At 61.2% G+C, this 16,021-nt stretch carries 13 protein-coding genes and 1 pseudogene; 11 read left to right on the forward strand and 3 right to left on the reverse strand.

The window, feature by feature from the left end:
• Window positions 1-93: 93 nt before the first annotated feature.
• Window positions 94-375 (reverse strand): hypothetical protein, encoded by a 282-nt coding sequence (locus tag VNT59_RS15730; protein ID WP_325499744.1) that lies wholly within the window; start codon window positions 373-375, stop codon window positions 94-96.
• A gap of 269 nt (window positions 376-644) precedes the next feature.
• On the opposite strand from VNT59_RS15730, the gene VNT59_RS15735 reads away from it, so the two are divergent.
• The 10 genes and pseudogenes from VNT59_RS15735 to VNT59_RS15775 all read left to right on the forward strand — a co-directional run bounded on the left by VNT59_RS15735 (window position 645) and on the right by VNT59_RS15775 (window position 10,220).
• Window positions 645-917 (forward strand): PsiF family protein, encoded by a 273-nt coding sequence (locus tag VNT59_RS15735; protein ID WP_325499746.1) that lies wholly within the window; start codon window positions 645-647, stop codon window positions 915-917.
• A gap of 31 nt (window positions 918-948) precedes the next feature.
• Window positions 949-1,434: a helix-turn-helix domain-containing protein gene (locus tag VNT59_RS15740; RefSeq protein ID WP_325499748.1), complete on the forward strand. Its 486-nt coding sequence runs from the start codon at window positions 949-951 to the stop codon at window positions 1,432-1,434.
• Between the two features lie 116 nt (window positions 1,435-1,550).
• The gene (locus VNT59_RS15745) at window positions 1,551-1,706 is read left to right on the forward strand and encodes a hypothetical protein (RefSeq protein WP_325499750.1); all 156 of its coding nucleotides are present in this window, start codon (window positions 1,551-1,553) and stop codon (window positions 1,704-1,706) included.
• A gap of 1,145 nt (window positions 1,707-2,851) precedes the next feature.
• Window positions 2,852-3,286, forward strand: coding sequence for a helix-turn-helix transcriptional regulator (locus tag VNT59_RS15750; protein ID WP_325499752.1), 435 nt, complete (start codon window positions 2,852-2,854; stop codon window positions 3,284-3,286).
• 305 nt (window positions 3,287-3,591) lie between these two features.
• The gene (locus tag VNT59_RS15755) at window positions 3,592-4,311 is read left to right on the forward strand and encodes a Tn7 transposase TnsA N-terminal domain-containing protein (RefSeq protein WP_325499754.1); all 720 of its coding nucleotides are present in this window, start codon (window positions 3,592-3,594) and stop codon (window positions 4,309-4,311) included.
• Window positions 4,308-6,362: a hypothetical protein gene (locus tag VNT59_RS15760; protein ID WP_325499756.1), complete on the forward strand. Its 2,055-nt coding sequence runs from the start codon at window positions 4,308-4,310 to the stop codon at window positions 6,360-6,362. The genes VNT59_RS15755 and VNT59_RS15760 overlap by 4 nt, the downstream gene beginning before the upstream one ends.
• 12 nt (window positions 6,363-6,374) lie before the next feature.
• Entirely contained in the window at window positions 6,375-7,370 is a 996-nt protein-coding gene (locus VNT59_RS15765) for a TniB family NTP-binding protein (protein ID WP_325499757.1), read from the forward strand.
• Window positions 7,354-8,856, forward strand: a complete 1,503-nt coding sequence (locus VNT59_RS15770) for a TniQ family protein (RefSeq protein ID WP_325499759.1) — start codon at window positions 7,354-7,356, stop codon at window positions 8,854-8,856. Before VNT59_RS15765 ends, VNT59_RS15770 begins: the two co-directional genes overlap by 17 nt.
• Window positions 8,844-9,113 (forward strand): annotated as a pseudogene (locus VNT59_RS21890) (hypothetical protein); the annotation flags it as partial. The gene VNT59_RS15770 and the pseudogene VNT59_RS21890, both read left to right, overlap by 13 nt.
• Window positions 9,114-9,377: 264 nt before the next feature.
• On the forward strand, window positions 9,378-10,220 hold the full coding sequence (locus tag VNT59_RS15775; protein WP_325499761.1) for a hypothetical protein: 843 nt from the start codon (window positions 9,378-9,380) through the stop codon (window positions 10,218-10,220).
• On the opposite strand, the gene VNT59_RS21895 is transcribed toward VNT59_RS15775, so the two are convergent.
• Window positions 10,110-11,072: a metallophosphoesterase family protein gene (locus tag VNT59_RS21895; RefSeq protein ID WP_414708401.1), complete on the reverse strand. Its 963-nt coding sequence runs from the start codon at window positions 11,070-11,072 to the stop codon at window positions 10,110-10,112. The genes VNT59_RS15775 and VNT59_RS21895 overlap by 111 nt on opposite strands.
• 876 nt (window positions 11,073-11,948) lie before the next feature.
• Entirely contained in the window at window positions 11,949-13,667 is a 1,719-nt protein-coding gene (locus tag VNT59_RS15780; protein WP_325499763.1) for an AAA family ATPase, read from the reverse strand.
• Window positions 13,668-14,024: 357 nt separating this feature from the next.
• Here VNT59_RS15780 and VNT59_RS15785 point away from each other — a divergent pair, with 357 nt between their 5' ends.
• On the forward strand, window positions 14,025-16,004 hold the full coding sequence (locus VNT59_RS15785) for a DUF2075 domain-containing protein (protein WP_325499766.1): 1,980 nt from the start codon (window positions 14,025-14,027) through the stop codon (window positions 16,002-16,004).
• Window positions 16,005-16,021 lie beyond the last annotated feature (17 nt).

Below are 16,021 nucleotides of genomic sequence, written 5' to 3' on the forward strand. Positions count from 1 at the left end.
CCGCCTTGAACTGCGCGTCATGCGTGCGGCGTCTGCGCGATTGAGATGTTTGCGATTGCATTGCTGTCCATCAATTTTTGATGGACAGCATCGTCACTGGCGCGTCAGCGCAAGACAAGGTGGGATGGCTGGACGCTCACGTTTTTCCAAATGCTGGCCCAGTCGATCGCAAACGTCCGTGGCCTTGCCCAAATACGCCGGCACTCCGTGATACTGGAGCAAGTACACGCCCTGGCAGGATGCCTTCTCGATCTGATAGTCCCTAAGGGTTGCCAAGGAGGCGCCGTCCAGCTGTGTTTCGGTCAACAGATCTAGACGCGCCTTCAGCTGATTTGAGATCGTTTCGAGGAAGTGGAACGAGTAGAAGTCCTGCAATTGATCTCCTCCGATTCGTGTAGCCGAAGGCGAGCCCTCTGACCGCGCCAAGCGCCGTCGCTCGTCTGATAAGTGTAGCCATACTAAGCTTATTGGCGCCGGGCAGGCCTCACCCGAAGAGCGTCCTCGCGGTCGCCGAAGCTTTCGACGTGATGGATCTTGACGATAGTCCGTTTGGGCCCCTTGGCCTGCGGCTGTCCTGAGAGTTGATCGGATCCCGGCCGTGTGCTGCAATTCCACGGCGCAATCCAGCGCTCAAGGAGAAGAGTTTGAAAAGCATCATCGGTGTGTTCGCTCTGGCGGTAGCCCTGAGCACTGGCGTAGCGCATGCGGTCGAGAACAAGCAGCAGACGAAGATGTCCGAATGCAACGCGCAGGCTGCGGGCAAGAAGGGTGACGAGCGCAAGGCGTTCATGAAAGAGTGCTTGAGCGCGAAGAAGGAAACGCCGCAGCAGGCGAAGATGAAATCGTGCAATGCCGAAGCCAAGGACATGAAAGGCGACGAGCGCAAGAAGTTCATGAGCCAGTGCCTTAAGAAATGACGGCACACGGGGCGGTGCAACAATACGGCTTATGGCCAACATCGCTTCCGTACTTAAATCCGAAATCGCGCGGCTTGCGCGCCGGGAAATCCGAAGTGAGCTAGCGTCGCTGCGAAAGGCGTCCAGCCAGCACCGATCGACCATCGCAGCCTTGCGGCGAGAAGTCGAACAACTGCGCAAGCAAGTTCGTTCTTCGGGAAAGGCGACGCGAGCGGCGCCCGCTGCAACCGAAGAGTCGGTGCAGCGCAGGTTCAGGTCTGCGGGTGTGGCCGTCCACCGCAAGCGGCTTGGTCTTTCCGCGGCGGATTACGGTGCGCTGGTCGGCGTGTCGGGCCAGACGATCTATCACTGGGAAGAAGGGCAGCGCCCGCGTGCGGCGCAACTACAGGCGCTCGCCGCTGTGCGCGGCATAGGTAAGCGTGAGGCGGCCCAGCGGCTCGCCGCCCTCGCTGACAAGGCACCCAAGAAGCCTGCCGTCAAGAAGCCCGCTGCCAAGAAGCGCCCTCGCCGGTCCTGACATCCGCGCGAGGTCACGGGGATCGCCGCAGTGGAACCACCAACGGGGGTCCGGTTCATCGCAGTGATCAGGTCTTCACTCGCGCTGTTCCTACTGTGGCTCGCCTACGCAGTGGTATGGCGGCTTGGGACGAGAGCACCCAGGCGATCGCCAACGCGCAACGCGGTGACGCCCGCGGAATAGTCATGGCCGCATTTGGCGGCGCTCAAGTGGCCTTGCTGATCGCTTGCGCCATCGCGATCGTCAGCGGCAAGCCTGGCTGGCTGCGCTGAATGCCACGGCGCGCTGCGGTGCCATGCAATTCAAAGTTATGTTCAGTGCACCGAAGCCGAGCCCCATGTGCCAGGGCCGTCCGCGCGCTCCCGCCGCCGCCACAATTGACAAAATCATCCTTGGACGAACGCCTCCGCTGCTGCAAGGACCCGTGCAAGTTGTCCCATCGCAAGTGCGTCCAGCACTGCGGCCCCGCCCAACGAGCCACGGCGACTGCACAAGAATTCCAGCTTTGCGCCATCGGGGAGGGGAGCAAGCACGCGCATGACTTGATCAATCCCGCTATAGAGCGGGTTGGACACCATTCGCTCAAGATCTTCCACGTTGCAACTGTACCCTCTTGGCTCCCACCCGCAGCCAGTGCGCCCACGCATGACCGAAACGCTCCTGGGGCAATGATCCAAGCACCGCGCCAAGGGCGTCCACCAATTCAGCCAACGCCTCGAATGCGCGCCAACTTATGACTGTGTTTCGCCGTCAGGATTCCGCTGCCGCAGATGTCGCAGCACATACTCTCGCGAACTCACCAAGCGCGAGTGCCTCGAGCGGAGTAGCGCCGCTGAATGAGCCGCGGCGAGTCAGAAAGAACAGAAGCTTCGCTCCTGCAGCGAGACCTGCCAGCATGACTGTCACAGCGTCCATCTGTTGGACCGCGCATGCTGGATCAGCATAGAAAGCAGGATGAACCGGGTCACCAGCGAGCAGTCAGTGGTCCATCCCTGACCTTACTACGTCGCGCAAGCACCGCGTGAAGAGTACGTCCCCAAGCGTTAGACCAGAGTTGAGACGGCACACCACGCCTGCCAATGCGCCAAAACTGACGCACTGACGCCGGCAGCAAACCGAGGTCTTGGTCCGCGTGACAGATGCGTGAGTCTCCCATGTGACTCGCTCTCCGAAAGCACCGAACGCGTACCCAATATCTCATAGGGGGCCGGGCGATCGTCTTGCGATCACTTGGCTGGCTCTGATTCAGTGAAGGCTCCGCCTCTGACCGCACCGCATACGGCGTATCTCGCACACGTCTTCGGGCGCAAAAAGCGGCCGCGGCAGAGCCCTTGCGCGACTCGGCCTTTCTGCCGGAACATGAACGCGCACGAGTTTGGCGGCTCTCTCGCCGGCTCGTGCGCCCGAAAGAGAAGACTTGAGCCCATTTGCCGAAACGCTGCGAGCCCTACGTGTTTCCCGGGGGCTGCGCCAGGATGAACTGGCCGACTTGCTGCACTGCGACCGCAGCAAGATTTCGGCGCTTGAGAACGACCTGCGCGAGGGCGTTTCGGAGGAGTTCGTCCGGGAGCTCTCCGCGGCTCTCGCTCTGTCCGCGATCGAGGCGCATGACTTGGTCCAGGCGGCACGCACGTCACAACGCAGCTATGTTGTTCCCTCCGAAGCACCTCCGAAGGCGTACCGCCTCGCCCGAGAGATCTTTGACTGGCTGGATCACATGCCAGAGGCCCAGCTGGATGCGCTCCTGAGCGTCCTGCGTGGCTTTTCGCCGGCGACACGTCCAGCGTTGACGCCGACGCGCCATCGCGTGTGGCGCAAGGACAAGGTATGGAAGGAGGAATCGATGCCGTAAACCAAAACGGGACAAACCTTTCGGCTTGCCCCGCGTGGTGAGTTAGCTTGCGCTACCTTTAGCTTCGACAACTGAAGTATCGCAACTTCCTCGCCGTGCGGTCAAGCGTTTTTTCGAGCGCGCGCACATCCTGAGCCGCGTGCCGGGTAGCACTCTGCCCGCGCTCGTGCGCGCTTTGACTGCAACATACCGCGCCTGGTAGGGAGCCGTCGACGCTGACGCGACGGTCGTGCTCGTCCTGGGCAACGCAATTGCGGCGTCATCGTTCCGCGATGGCGGAGCTGACGCTGCGGAGGAATTCAGCTATGTCTTCAACAAACTTCACCGCGGTTGCGGCCGCGGTCGTCGGAACGCCTGCGTCCGGCGGAAATCTCGTCGTCGGCCCCACGCGCGACCCCGTCCGCTGCATGAGCGGTCGGAGCTTCCGCGCGAAGTTCTCGTCGGTGAAGAACCAGCGATTCATCAGGTGCGAGTCCCTGCTCGAAATGCACGCGATGCAGATGTTCGAGTTGGTGAGCGGAGTCGCAAGATATACGGAACAGCCGCCAGCGCTGCGACTGAAGATGGGCCAACCGGCTCGCTCGTCTCAGTACACGCCGGACATTCACGTCGAATGGACAGGCTGGATTCCGTGGCTAGTGGAAGTAAAGCCGCGGCAGATAGCAGAGTCCGAGCGCTGGCAAACGAAGCTCTCGCGAGCAGCAATGGCTGCAGTGCGAAAGGGATTCCACTTCGTGGTTCTCACGGAAGACCACATGCGAGCAGCCGGAATGAACGACGTGCGTCGCGCGCTCGACAGCCGAAAGGCGAAGTACGTTGAAAGCCTTGGCGACGGCGCTACCGACACTGCCACGTACGACCCCGGCGAAACCGGTGAGATCGAATCGCGAGTCCAGAAGGTGCTTGCCCGCGCATTCGAGGAATCCCCGTCACTGCGGCTGCTGCGGACGCCTGGCATTGCCGACCCGCACTGTATTGCCGACCGCCGGTGCAACTTCTCAGGCATGCGCGGGGGACTGTCATGAGCAGCGATGGCAACTTCACGACCGGGACAAGGTTCCGGGAGCAGGACAGAAGCTTCCTGGTCATAGAGCAGGGTGCCCGCAACCGTGTCCTGAGGGACCTGGCCACGCAGGAGGTCACGACCCGTAGCGCCGCCCAGCTGCGCAAGCAATACGAGGCCGGCGCGATCGAATTCCTCGATCTGTTCTCCGCACCTGACGCGCCGCACAACACGTGCGACAAGGCGCTGGAGAAGTCGCTCGCCGACTGCAGCGAGCAAGCTCGGGGTGAGGTCAAGGTCAAACTGCATTTCCTCAACGGCATCTGTCCGCGAGGACGTGTCCTGTTCCGGCGCTCGGAAGTTCACGAGGCGATACTGAAACTGCACAGGGAGCTTCCGGACAAGCTCCCGGATGTCGCGCGACGCTCAAGCCCGCCAAGCGTTTCGACTTTCTACGCGTGGCGGCGCGCGTGGGTCTGTTCCGACTTCAGCGCCAGGCATCTGATCAACCGGCACGACCTTCGTGGCCGTCGCCCGGCGCCAATTCCCGAGGGTCTGGTGCCTGTTCTGGAGCGGGTGATCGACGAGTTCTATGCAACCGGAAACCGCCCGTCGGTCTCGGAGACCTTGGAACGCGCCGAAGCCGAGGTCGATCGCATGAACCTCGTGAGGCCACCAGTGGATCAACTGCCGCGGCCGACGAGGCGGCAGCTGCAGCGCCTGATCGACAAGGCAGATCGCTTCGTGACCCTGCAGGCTCGCTTTAGCACCGCGTATGCGCGCAAAGCGACCAGGATCTTCACGCGCAATAACCAGCCCACACGCCTGCTCGAACGCGTTGAGATCGACCACTCGCCGCTCGACGTGATCTGCACCGCGGACGAAAGCGGTCTCGTCGTCGGCCGCCCGTATCTGACGGTGCTGATCGACGTCGCTTCACGGATGATTGTCGGCGCGTGGATCAGCTTCCGGCCGCCCAATGCGGCAACGGTACTGCGCGCCCTCAAGCATGCCATCCTGCCGAAGGACGAGCTGCTGAAGCGCTACAGGATCAAGGGGCCTTGGCCGGCGCGCGGTGTCCCAAGTCAGATTGTCTTGGACAACGGCAAGGAGCTGCACTCGAACGCGCTGGAAGGCGCAGCGCTCGACCTCGGGGTCAGTCTCGTCTACTGTCCGCCTCGGCAGCCGTTCTACAAGGGCGTCATTGAACGCTTCCTGCAGGAGATCAACTACCGCTTCATTCACCTGCTGCCCGGGACCACGTTCGCCAAGTACTGGCTGCGGGAGGACTACGACTCGCTGAAGAACGCCGTGATTCCGGTGGAGGACCTGCGCCGGCTGGTGTACCGCTGGATCGTCGAGGTGTACAACAAGAAATTCCACCGCGGGATCCAGACGTGCCCGCTGGAGAAGTGGAACGAGCGTGACGGCAACGTGGACCACCCCGTTCTGCCGCGGCGGATCGAGGTGCTGGACGTGTACCTGACGGCGACGGAGGAGCGCACGCTCGGTTCGAAGGGCATCGAGATCAATTCGCTGCACTATGCCGGTGCGGAGCTCAACGATCTCTACTGCGAGCTCAGTCAGCGCCCTGCCTCGTCCCGGCGCCTGAAAGTTAAGCCGAACGCTGACGATCTCGGCTTCATCCATGTGCTCGATCCGCGGACCAACACGTATTTCAAGGCCCCGTGCACCTGGCCCGAGTACGCGAACGGCCTGACGCAGGAGCAGCACGAGTGGTGCCGCGCGCTCGCCCGCGAGAGGTACGAGGCGCTGCAATACCGCAGCGCGCTGCTTGCGTCCAAGCAGGAGATGCTCGACGAGGCCAGGCAGATGCACGAACGGCATCAGAACCTGCTCGCGCTCGCCGAACAGGAGGTGCAGGTGCCCGCGAAGGCCAAGAGCAAGGCGAACAAGACGCCGAGGGCCAGTCGCTCTGGGGTGGCCACGCAGTCTCGCGCGGAAGCTGCGGCTGCCGTCCGCAGCGAAAAGCCTCGCCGCGAGCCCGCACCTTCCCCGGTTTCGTTCGAAGGGCTGGAAGCGTTTGCAACTGGCCAATCTGATCTCTTCTGAAAGGACCACATCATGAACATTTCCGTTGCACCGTCGGCCGCCTACAAGCACCGGGCGACCATGGAATCGGCTGCGCACGACGACGTCGAACTGCAGGTCGCCCAGTTCGTCGCGACACTCGTGGAACACACCGTGCTGAACGATTGCCTGTCGCAGATCCATGCAATGCACAGCGCTGCGCGTCATCACCGCGGAAAGGCCCGCGGGATGTTGATCTACGGGTTGACCGGCACGGGCAAGTCGACCGCTGCCAAGGAGTACGAGCAGCGCTATCCGCGTAGTCAGGCGAGTGATCGGGTGCTCATTCCAGTGCTGCGGGTCGAGTTGCCCGGACATCCCACGGCCAAGGCGATCGGTGAGGCCATTCTCATCGCGCTCGGCGATCCGTTGCCTCACGCCGGATCGGCCGAGTTCCGCATGAACCGGGTTCGCAAGCTGTTCAAGGAGTGCCAGGTTGAACTGGTGATCCTCGACGAGTTCCAGCACATCACTGACAACCTCAACGGGCGTGATCGGAACATCGCTGCGGATACGATCAAGAACCTCATGAACGACACAGGCATCCCCTGCGTCTTCATCGGCACGCCGTCCTGTCGCGCGTACTTCGTCCAGAACCAGCAGCTTGGGCGGCGTTGCAGTCCCAAGATCGGTATCAGGCCCTTCGGGTTTGGTACTGCGGCAGATCGTACGGACTTTCTGCGGTTGCTCCTGGCGCTGCATCACAAGCTCCCCTTCACGGGACCGTCCGCGCTGATTGATCCGCAGACGGCGGAGGCGCTTCACTTCGCCAGCTTCGGTCTCGTTGGGTTGCTGATCCAGCTCGTGGAATGCGCCCTGCGCAACACGCTGCTCGCCAGGGCAACGCAGCTGACGCGCGAGGCGCTGCATCAGGCGTTCGCCGAGGTCATCTACCCGCGCTGTCCGAGCAACCGCAATCCCTTCGACAAGCGGTTCAACTGCATGCCGCTGACCGGCCCCGAGGAGCCCTTTCATGGCTTCGGCGCTTGAACTGGCGGGGCCGCTGCTCGCGCGGCCCTTTCCGATGACGGGCGAGGGCCTGCGCGGGTACTTCATGCGCCTCGCAGAGGACAACGGGTTGCTGCCGAATATCGATCTGTACCTGATGCTGTTAGGCAGCCGCCAGCATGCGGCTGCGACCAAGTCACGGCTGGCCCAGGCTGCTGAAGCGACGGGCGTGCCGTTTGCGGCGCTCGGTGCGCTCGATTCGCGAGGATTGTCCAACGCTGCCGCTCGGACCTGCCGCTTCGCCGGCCACCGGATCGCCTTGACTCGGCTTCGGCTCGAGCGCTGCGCCATCTGCCCGAAGTGCATGCGTTTGGCGCGAGCACTACATGCGTCCTGGGAGTTGAGCGCCGTTGTCGCCTGTCCCAGGCATGGATGCTGGCTGATCGATCGATGCCCGCGATGCAAGGTGACGCTGTCCTGGCGGCGGGCTGGCGTGGCGACGTGCCGCTGTGGCTTCGATCTGATCGCCGCGCACACCTCGCCCGCGCCGGATGCCGTGTGTGCACTGACTGTCACCATTGAGGAGCGATTGGGCGGGGAGCTTCCCACTAAGGCGGGGCGACGGTTCGGGTTTCCCGCAATGCTCGACAAGATTCCACTCAATCAGATGCTCGGGATCTTGCATCTTTTGACGAATGTGAAGCTGCGACGGGTCTGCAGCGCGGTGCCCGTCATGGAAAACGCGACCGACAGTCTTCGCGCCGAGGCCGCTACAGCATGCAGCGCGGCCGACGCATTGGGTCGATGGCCCGTCGGATGGCGCTCGCTGCAAGAGCGCGTGAACGCCGCTCATTTTTCCGGCGGCCCGTTCGAGGAGGACGGCATCGTCACCTACCAGGAGGCCCTCGCGCCGCTACTGGCCATCGGGCAGCTGCAACAGTCAGTGGCTGCCGAATACCCGCGGCTTCTGCGTCTTCAGGCGCGCGCCTATCTAGAGGCGCGCGTGCTCGAGGTGGGGCGTCGCCACCTGTATGCGACGGGAAGGTTGCGTTCTGACACGACGCGTTCTCTGCCTCTGCTGACGCACATACGCGCCCGGGGCAGCCGCAAGGACTTGGCTAAGAGCCGCTTCTCTGAGCGGGCGGTTGGGGAGCTGCTGCGTGCGACACCGCATCAACTTGAGCTGCTCCAGAGCGTTGGTGTTCTCTCATCGCAGCATCGAGCGTGGAGAACAGGAGCCGAACTGGACGACGCGTTGCAACTATTGGTCGCCCAGGCTCGCAAGCGGCGGTTCGCCATGAGCGAACGGCACGAGATCGTGCCACTGTCGCAAATCAGCCAGACTTCTGGTGAGGCGCTCGCAAGGCACCTTCACGACATACGTACGGGTAGGACGCCCTGTTTCACATGGCCATACTCGTTTGACGCCAGCTTGGCGACAGTGTCCATTCCTGCCACCGCTGCCGCGCGCTACAGGGACGCGGATGGCGAGCGGCATGTCTCGAGGAGGTCACCATGCTCCTCATAAGGCCGATTCCACAGCCTGGCGAGAGCCGCCAGGGATATCTCTTGCGGGTGACTGACGCGAATGCCTTGGGCTCACCGACACGCCTGTGCACAATATTTGACTCCCGCGATCATCCTTGCCCGACGTCAGGCGGGATGAGGGGGCCCGTGGCATGGCTTGGCCATTTGAGCAGCCCTGATCCGCAGGGTCTGCCCGGCCGCTACTGGAACACGCGGCAACCGCGTTACTGCCCGGTGTGCCTGCAAAGATCGCCCATCTGGCAAGCGCTCTGGCAGCTTGTTTTCTACGTGGCGTGCCATGTGCACAGAACCGACTTGGTCGAAACCTGTCCCGAATGCCTGCGACCACTTCGATGGGCCAGGGGAGAACTGATGGCGTGCGAGTGCGGAGCAGACCTGCGAGCGGGGCCGACTCGTGCCAGCGCGCCCGGCCGTTTGCGGATCTCCTCTGCGATAGCGGATGCGTGGCAGCACGATCTGATCGGAAACAGCGACACAACCTCCGGTCGAATTGAGGCGGTGATGCATCGCGTCTGGTTGCTCGGGGCATACGGCGTCGGGCTGACCAGACGAGCTCAGAAGCTGGCCCACCTCCAACGCCTCGAAGCGGCCGGCAACGTGGTGGACGCAGCAGCAGCCGCGCTGGACCACTGGCCGGCTGGCTTCTTTGCGTTGCTGGACGATGTCGCAGCGAAGTACGGCAACGCCGGTACCACGCGGCTGACGGATCGCTTCGGCGGCCTGTACAGGGAAGTGTTTGCAGCAAGCCGCAAGGAAGCTTTTGCCGATCTTCGTGCCGGATTCGAATCCTATGTGCTGCAGCGATGGCCAGGACAGCTCGCCGCACGCAACCGCCGCCTCTCTCAATCGGCGATCGAGGAGCACGTGTGGATTCCGGTTTCCAAGGCGGCAAAGGAGCTGCACTGGCGACCGCAGCGGGTCCGTTCGGCCATCGAGCGCGGCCTGCTCCAAGGACGGCTCGTTGAACGCGCGTCCGGGCGTGTCTCTGGTGTCGTGCATAGCAGCTCGCTTGCAAGACTGAAAGCCGATGCCAGTACGTGGATGGATCTCGTGAGAGCTTGCGAGTCGCTCCACATTGGAAAGAAGGCCGCCAAACGGCTCATGGCAGCCGGGCAACTCCCCGCGATCGCAGGCCCGGACATCGACGGACACCCCGTGTGGCAGTTCCGACGAGAGGCCGTTGACGCATTGGGAGCCCTCAACGCGCTGGAGTCACGTCGCACGCGGCCTCCACTAAGTCCTTACGGCGAAAGATTCGAAACGCGTCTGCCCCCCAGCAGCTCGGATATGGTGCCGTGCCGCCACACAGACGCGATCTCCCGTACTCTCGTCACCGAACAATAGCGAGGGTGCTCCGCAAATCCGCACAAGCCCTGAGCGCATGCGATGGGACCGAAATACGTGCTTGTGACCGTGTAAATAGAGCACCTCATCGCGCGCGACAGCGTCAAGTTGGTCCAAAAACCTGATGCCGTCGATGGACTCCATTCCAGCGCCAAAAAGGACGTCTTTTAGACGCTGCCGCAGCGACTTGGCCGCAGCGGCAGCGTCAAAGAAAGGCAGAGGATGGTGATGCCCAACGATTACAACAACAAAGCCTTGTTCTTGGTAATTTTGGACTAGTGACGACACTCGCCCCACCAGAAAACGACCCAGTGCGTTTCCGAATGAGGTGATTGAAGGAGCGACAGTGTTGATTGCTATCAGTGCGATCGAGAGCCCGCTTGGGCATCGCCTCACTGTGACGGCGGGAAATGCATCATCGATGTCCACCGACTGAGTATCGTCCGGCTTCTCGCAGACCTGCTCAGTTGCCAGCCGCGCGCGAGCCCACAGGAAATTTCGGACTCGTGCGTCGCGACCTTCGAAATCCTTCGTATCTGTCCTAGTGAATGCATCTAAGCCACGCGCGACGAAGTTCAGATCGTGATTGCCAGGTACGAGGACGATCTTCGGGGTAATCCCAGGTATCCGGGCGATCGAGGCGAGAAACGCCTCCCACTGGGCACGAGAGCCCGTGTCAGTGCAATCGCCTGAGATGACGACGAAATCAGCCTCCTTCAGCTCATCTCGAAGCAGATCAAGGGTCCTCTCGAGTGCTCGGTTCCCCGTCGGGCCACGCTCCCCAGCTTCAACTCGTGGGGACCTCTCTGTGTCCACATAGTGCAGGTCGGAGAGATGGAGGATTTTCAACATTGCTACTGATATCGTCTCACCGCCGACGCTGACCTAATCATTGCAGAACATCCAAGAACAATACTGAGTACTGCCCAGGCGAGGAACAGCGCACCAAAAAAATACAACGCGTCCTCGTCGTACCACTGCCCTAACGGAAGTGGATCGCACTTGACGCGGATCACCCCATTGGGGCTGCCCATGGCCCAGATGAGAATGCAGGGCATTGTGGCCGGATCCCCGGAGAGGTGAGTGATCCACACAGGGAGCGAGAAAATCACCGTCAGTAGCAGGACCAACGCTGCGTGGCTCGCTAAGGTTGCCGAAATTAGGAGCGACACCGTCGCGATACGGTATGTAGAACGTGAGCCGCCAGTGGCTGTATCGAACATGCTTGCTGCCGCTGGTTCCCAGAACCAGCGCCCGACAAGGGTGTAGGTGGGGCTAAACGCCTGAGACAGAAGCAAGCCCAGCGTACTCCGGCCCACCACACGAGCCGTCTTGCGCAGACTGGGTAAGAGCACGAGTCCGAGCAGCAGTGCGAATGCGAACGCCACCCCTAGGTCGATCCACGCGGGCCCGCCACCCGGAAAGATTGATGATGGTCTGAACCCCAGCTGATAGCGGATTGGCATAAAGACACTCGCAACCGCTAAGTACAAGGTGGCAGCGAACCCGCAAGGAATTGCCGCTGCCGTCAAGGCAGAACTGCCAGACCTCAGTATTGAAGTTCCTGGAGCACTATCGAGATCGGCCTGCATAGCATAGCCCTCCTCTGTTGTCCTCTCAATCGCAATTCTGTATTAGTTGAGCGCCGAATCCAAGGGCTCGCGCGCTAAGTTGCCAGATTAGATCGGTCCGGCCGATGGTGATTAGGGTCGTGGGGCGGCCGCCGGATCAGTGGAGATGCCTTTGCCCGAGATGCTCCCGCGACCACCTGTGCAGGTACGCGCGAACGAGCGTCCGAACTTCTCTCGCATTTCGGACCCCTTGAACGGGAATCTCCGGCGCGAGTTCAATAAGGGTCGCTTCATCCAATCCCCATTCAACTGCGATGTCGCGCAGTGCCCCACGTGCGATTGCGCCGAAGTCCGACGGGCGCGGTTCTTCGACGATCACAATTCTGAGGCGAGACAGCAGGGGTTTCGAAAGGGACCCCAACGTGTTGGCCGTGGCCCAGAACATCAGCTTGCTCAGATCACAGGTCGTCTGGAGATAGGTGTCATACCACCGCTTGGCGTTTTCCGGTTCCAATAGATTGAGCAAGGCGACAGTTGGGGGCACGCCATTGCGGGTGCTCCCCCCCACCTTGTCGATTTCGTCGAGTAGCACGAGCGCGCTCGCGGACAAGTGCTGCAGCATCACGTCAATGAGTGGTGAGGGCTGCCCAGTCGCCCAACCTCGGGCTGTACCCAGCAACGCCATCGAGTCGTTCATGCCGGCGAGGGCCATCGGGCACAGAGGGAGGCGCAACTCCTCTGCGATGCGGCGAACGAGGCGTGACTTGCCACATCCTGGCATGCCAACCAGCAGCGTAGGTGTCATTCCCAATTCAATGGCGCCAAATAGGCGCCGAGATGAGATGTCTGCCGCGAGTTCCTCGATCGCCGAGCGTGCCCAAGGAAACTCTTCAGACAGCGTGTCGACCAGGTGTTCGATGCCCGTGACGTCTGGCAGTTTTGCAATTGGAATCGGCCTTTGAAGCCGCGCGTAGCGCTTCAACGTCTCGCGATCATCATCGTTCGCACCTGGTGGAATTTTCCCTGCAATCACAAGGTGTGTTCCAGGCAAACGCCCCCGTGTAGGGGCCTCAGCTCCTTGTGCAGACGATGGCCGAACGTTCTGCCTGAGCAACACTTCGGCACGAAGGCGGTGCCACACGCTACGTTGTGCCGCGTCGCCGAAGCAACTCTCGAAATCAGCACTTGAACCGGCCAACTCCACGGCGCGCTCGCGCACGAGATTCCAGAGCGACAACCCGATAGACTCGAAGTACTCCAGTCGATGCTTCTCGTCGTCACCGTAGTCGGGCGCACGCTTGTACAGCAGATAGAGCACGAGCACTCGAAGGCAGGCGTACAGATCATCCGCGTCCATCGACTTCAGCTGCTGTTCAGCATCGCCCGCCATGAGCTTGGCAATGACTTCCGACCATACGTCCAGCGCGTCGTTGAGCTCGTTGGAGTCGCGAACATCAGTGGGCGAAGATTTCAGCGGTTCATCGCGTAGCAACCGCGGTACGGGGCTGACGAGGGGGTCGATCAGGTGATCTGTGTCGATGCGAATTCCAATGCGAAGGAGGTGGGCGTGCGCTAGTTCCTCCATCAACGCCGGACGAGGCAGATCAGCTGTGACGCGTTTCAGCACCTCGATCAGCAACACGGTTGGATCGGGAATTCTTGTGCCAGGCCGGTGAACGGCATCTCGCAGTGCCAGTGCAGCCGCGATTCGAGACTCGGCGTCCGCTTCGGGTTCGAGCGCTTCGAGCACCGATGCCTGCAGCTGCCGCAGATGCTTCGGCGCGTCCGGGCCGTACGGCATCAATAGCAGCAATGGATGGACGAAGTTGTCCGGGGAGAAAATGGCGCTTGCAGCACCGCGAGTTACCGCTTCCATCACGCACCTTTCGTTGTGTGAGTGGCTGCGGTTCAAGTCCGATCTAATCGATCGCGAACTGTCGGAGAGCAACCCCGCTGTGAGCCGCCTTCAGATCTTCACGATCTCGGACGGCTCACGACGCCAAGGTTAAGTTTTGGATCGGAGTTGTCAAGTGGCGCAGAGACGCGCCAACAATGGCTTATGACGTTGGTTGGAGAATGTCCGACGAATTCGTCGCGGCAGCGTGGAGAGTCCAGTTAATTGCGTGAACGCGAATGTCGGGCCGGACTGAATTCATCGGACAAGCGTTGATTCTTCGGACATCGTAGTCCTGCGAAATCAGTATCCTCTCAGCTCGCTACTCTCCTGTGGAGCATGAAGCGAGCGTATTACTCCGCACCGGTATCCGAGTTCCTTGGGCATTCTGCCGAGACTATTCTCGGCACGCTCACGGCGTGTAGTGAGTTTCCAGTTGAGGCCCCGCAGCGCGATGCTTGGCTGGAGCAAGTTCAGATTCTCAAGAAAGTCCTTGCCGCACATACGGGCAGGGGGCGGCTGTACCTCGAATACGCGGTGCCTCGACTGGGCCGGCGAATTGATGCTGTGGCTCTTCTTGACCACGTTGTCTTTGTCCTGGAGTTCAAGGTTGGCGAAAGCAGATTCCTGACCGCCGCGCGAGATCAGGTCTGGGACTATGCGCTTGATCTCAAGAACTTCCACGCATCGACTCACGACAAGGCGGTAGCGCCGATCCTGGTGGCGACTCGCGCGCCGTCAACGGACATGCGCATCGAAGTGAGCGCCATCAACGACGGCGTCTTTCGGCCCATCTTCGCATCAGAAGCCACCCTGCCCGCGGCCTTGCGGGCGGTGCTCCAGTGGTCCCCGGCACCACCAATTGGGGTCGAGGAATGGGAGGCCGGCCGTTATCTGCCGGCTCCGACGATTGTGGAAGCAGCACGAGCGCTGTACGCGGGCCACGGCGTTGAAGAAATTGCGAGGAGCGGTGCCGGGAAGGACAACCTCAATCTCACTTCATCGGCTGTCGACCGGATCATTGAACAGTGCAAAGCGCAGAACCAGAAAGCAATCTGCTTTGTCACCGGAGTGCCCGGTGCAGGCAAGACATTGATCGGGCTCAACGTTGCGACAAAGCACACGGCTCCGGGCGAATTGCACAGCGTCTTTCTTTCGGGCAATGGACCTTTGGTGTCGGTCCTCAGAGAAGCCCTGGCGAGAGATCACGTAGAGCGAGAGCATCAGCGCGGGAAGTCGGTGAGGAAGGGTGAGGCATTGAGTCGCGTGCGCGCTTTTGTGCAGAATGTGCATCACTTCCGGGACGAATACTTGCGTGATCCGGGACCGCCGTCAGACCACGTCGCAGTCTTCGACGAAGCCCAGCGCGCCTGGAATCTGCAGCAAACGGCGATGTTCATGCAGCGCAAGAAGAGCAGGCCCGGCTTCGCGCAGTCGGAACCAGAGTTCCTCATCTCCTGTTTGGATCGTCACCAAGACTGGGCCGTGATCGTCTGCCTCGTCGGGGGCGGGCAGGAAATCAATACTGGTGAAGCCGGCATCACGGAGTGGATCCAAGCGATTCGGCGCTCGTTCGAGCAGTGGCATGTATTCATGTCACCCGAACTGCACGGTTCGGAATACGACTCTGGGAATGCCCTGCAGACAGCGCGGGAGCACGCGCTGACCCAGTTCAATCCGGATTTGCATCTTTCAGTATCGATGCGTTCGTTCCGAGCCGAACACGTGTCGGACTTGGCTAAAAGCATTCTCGATCTGGACGTACATACTGCGCGTCAAACGTTTGACCGTTTACGTACACGATACCCAATTGTTCTCTGCCGCAATTTGACTCGGGCCAAGCGCTGGCTCCGCGAGCAAGCTCGTGGGACTGAACGTTTTGGGATTGTGGTGTCCTCCCAGGCGCAGCGGCTGAGACCGCATGCGATCGACGTCAGATCACCGATGGATCCCGTTCATTGGTTTCTGGACGACAAAGATGATGTCCGGTCTTCCTACTACTTGGAAGAGGTTGCAACCGAATTCCATGTGCAAGGTTTGGAGCTGGACTGGACTTGTGTTGTCTGGGATGGTGACTTTCGGCACGTCGACAACCAATGGGAGCATTTCTCGTTTGTCGGCAGTCGTTGGCAGAACATCAAGATGCCGGAGCGTCGTGCATTTCAGAAGAACGCTTATCGTGTTCTCCTCACGCGGGCCCGGCAAGGCATGGTCATAGTTGTTCCAGAGGGAGACGACCAAGACTCGACGCGCCTTCCTGCCTATTACGACGGTACGTTCTCGTATTTGCGAAGCCTGGGCCTATCGCTCTTAGAGTGAGTCGGCCCTGCGCAACG

It is taken from the genome of Ramlibacter sp. (assembly GCF_035554825.1).
GTDB lineage: Bacteria > Pseudomonadota > Gammaproteobacteria > Burkholderiales > Burkholderiaceae_C > Ramlibacter.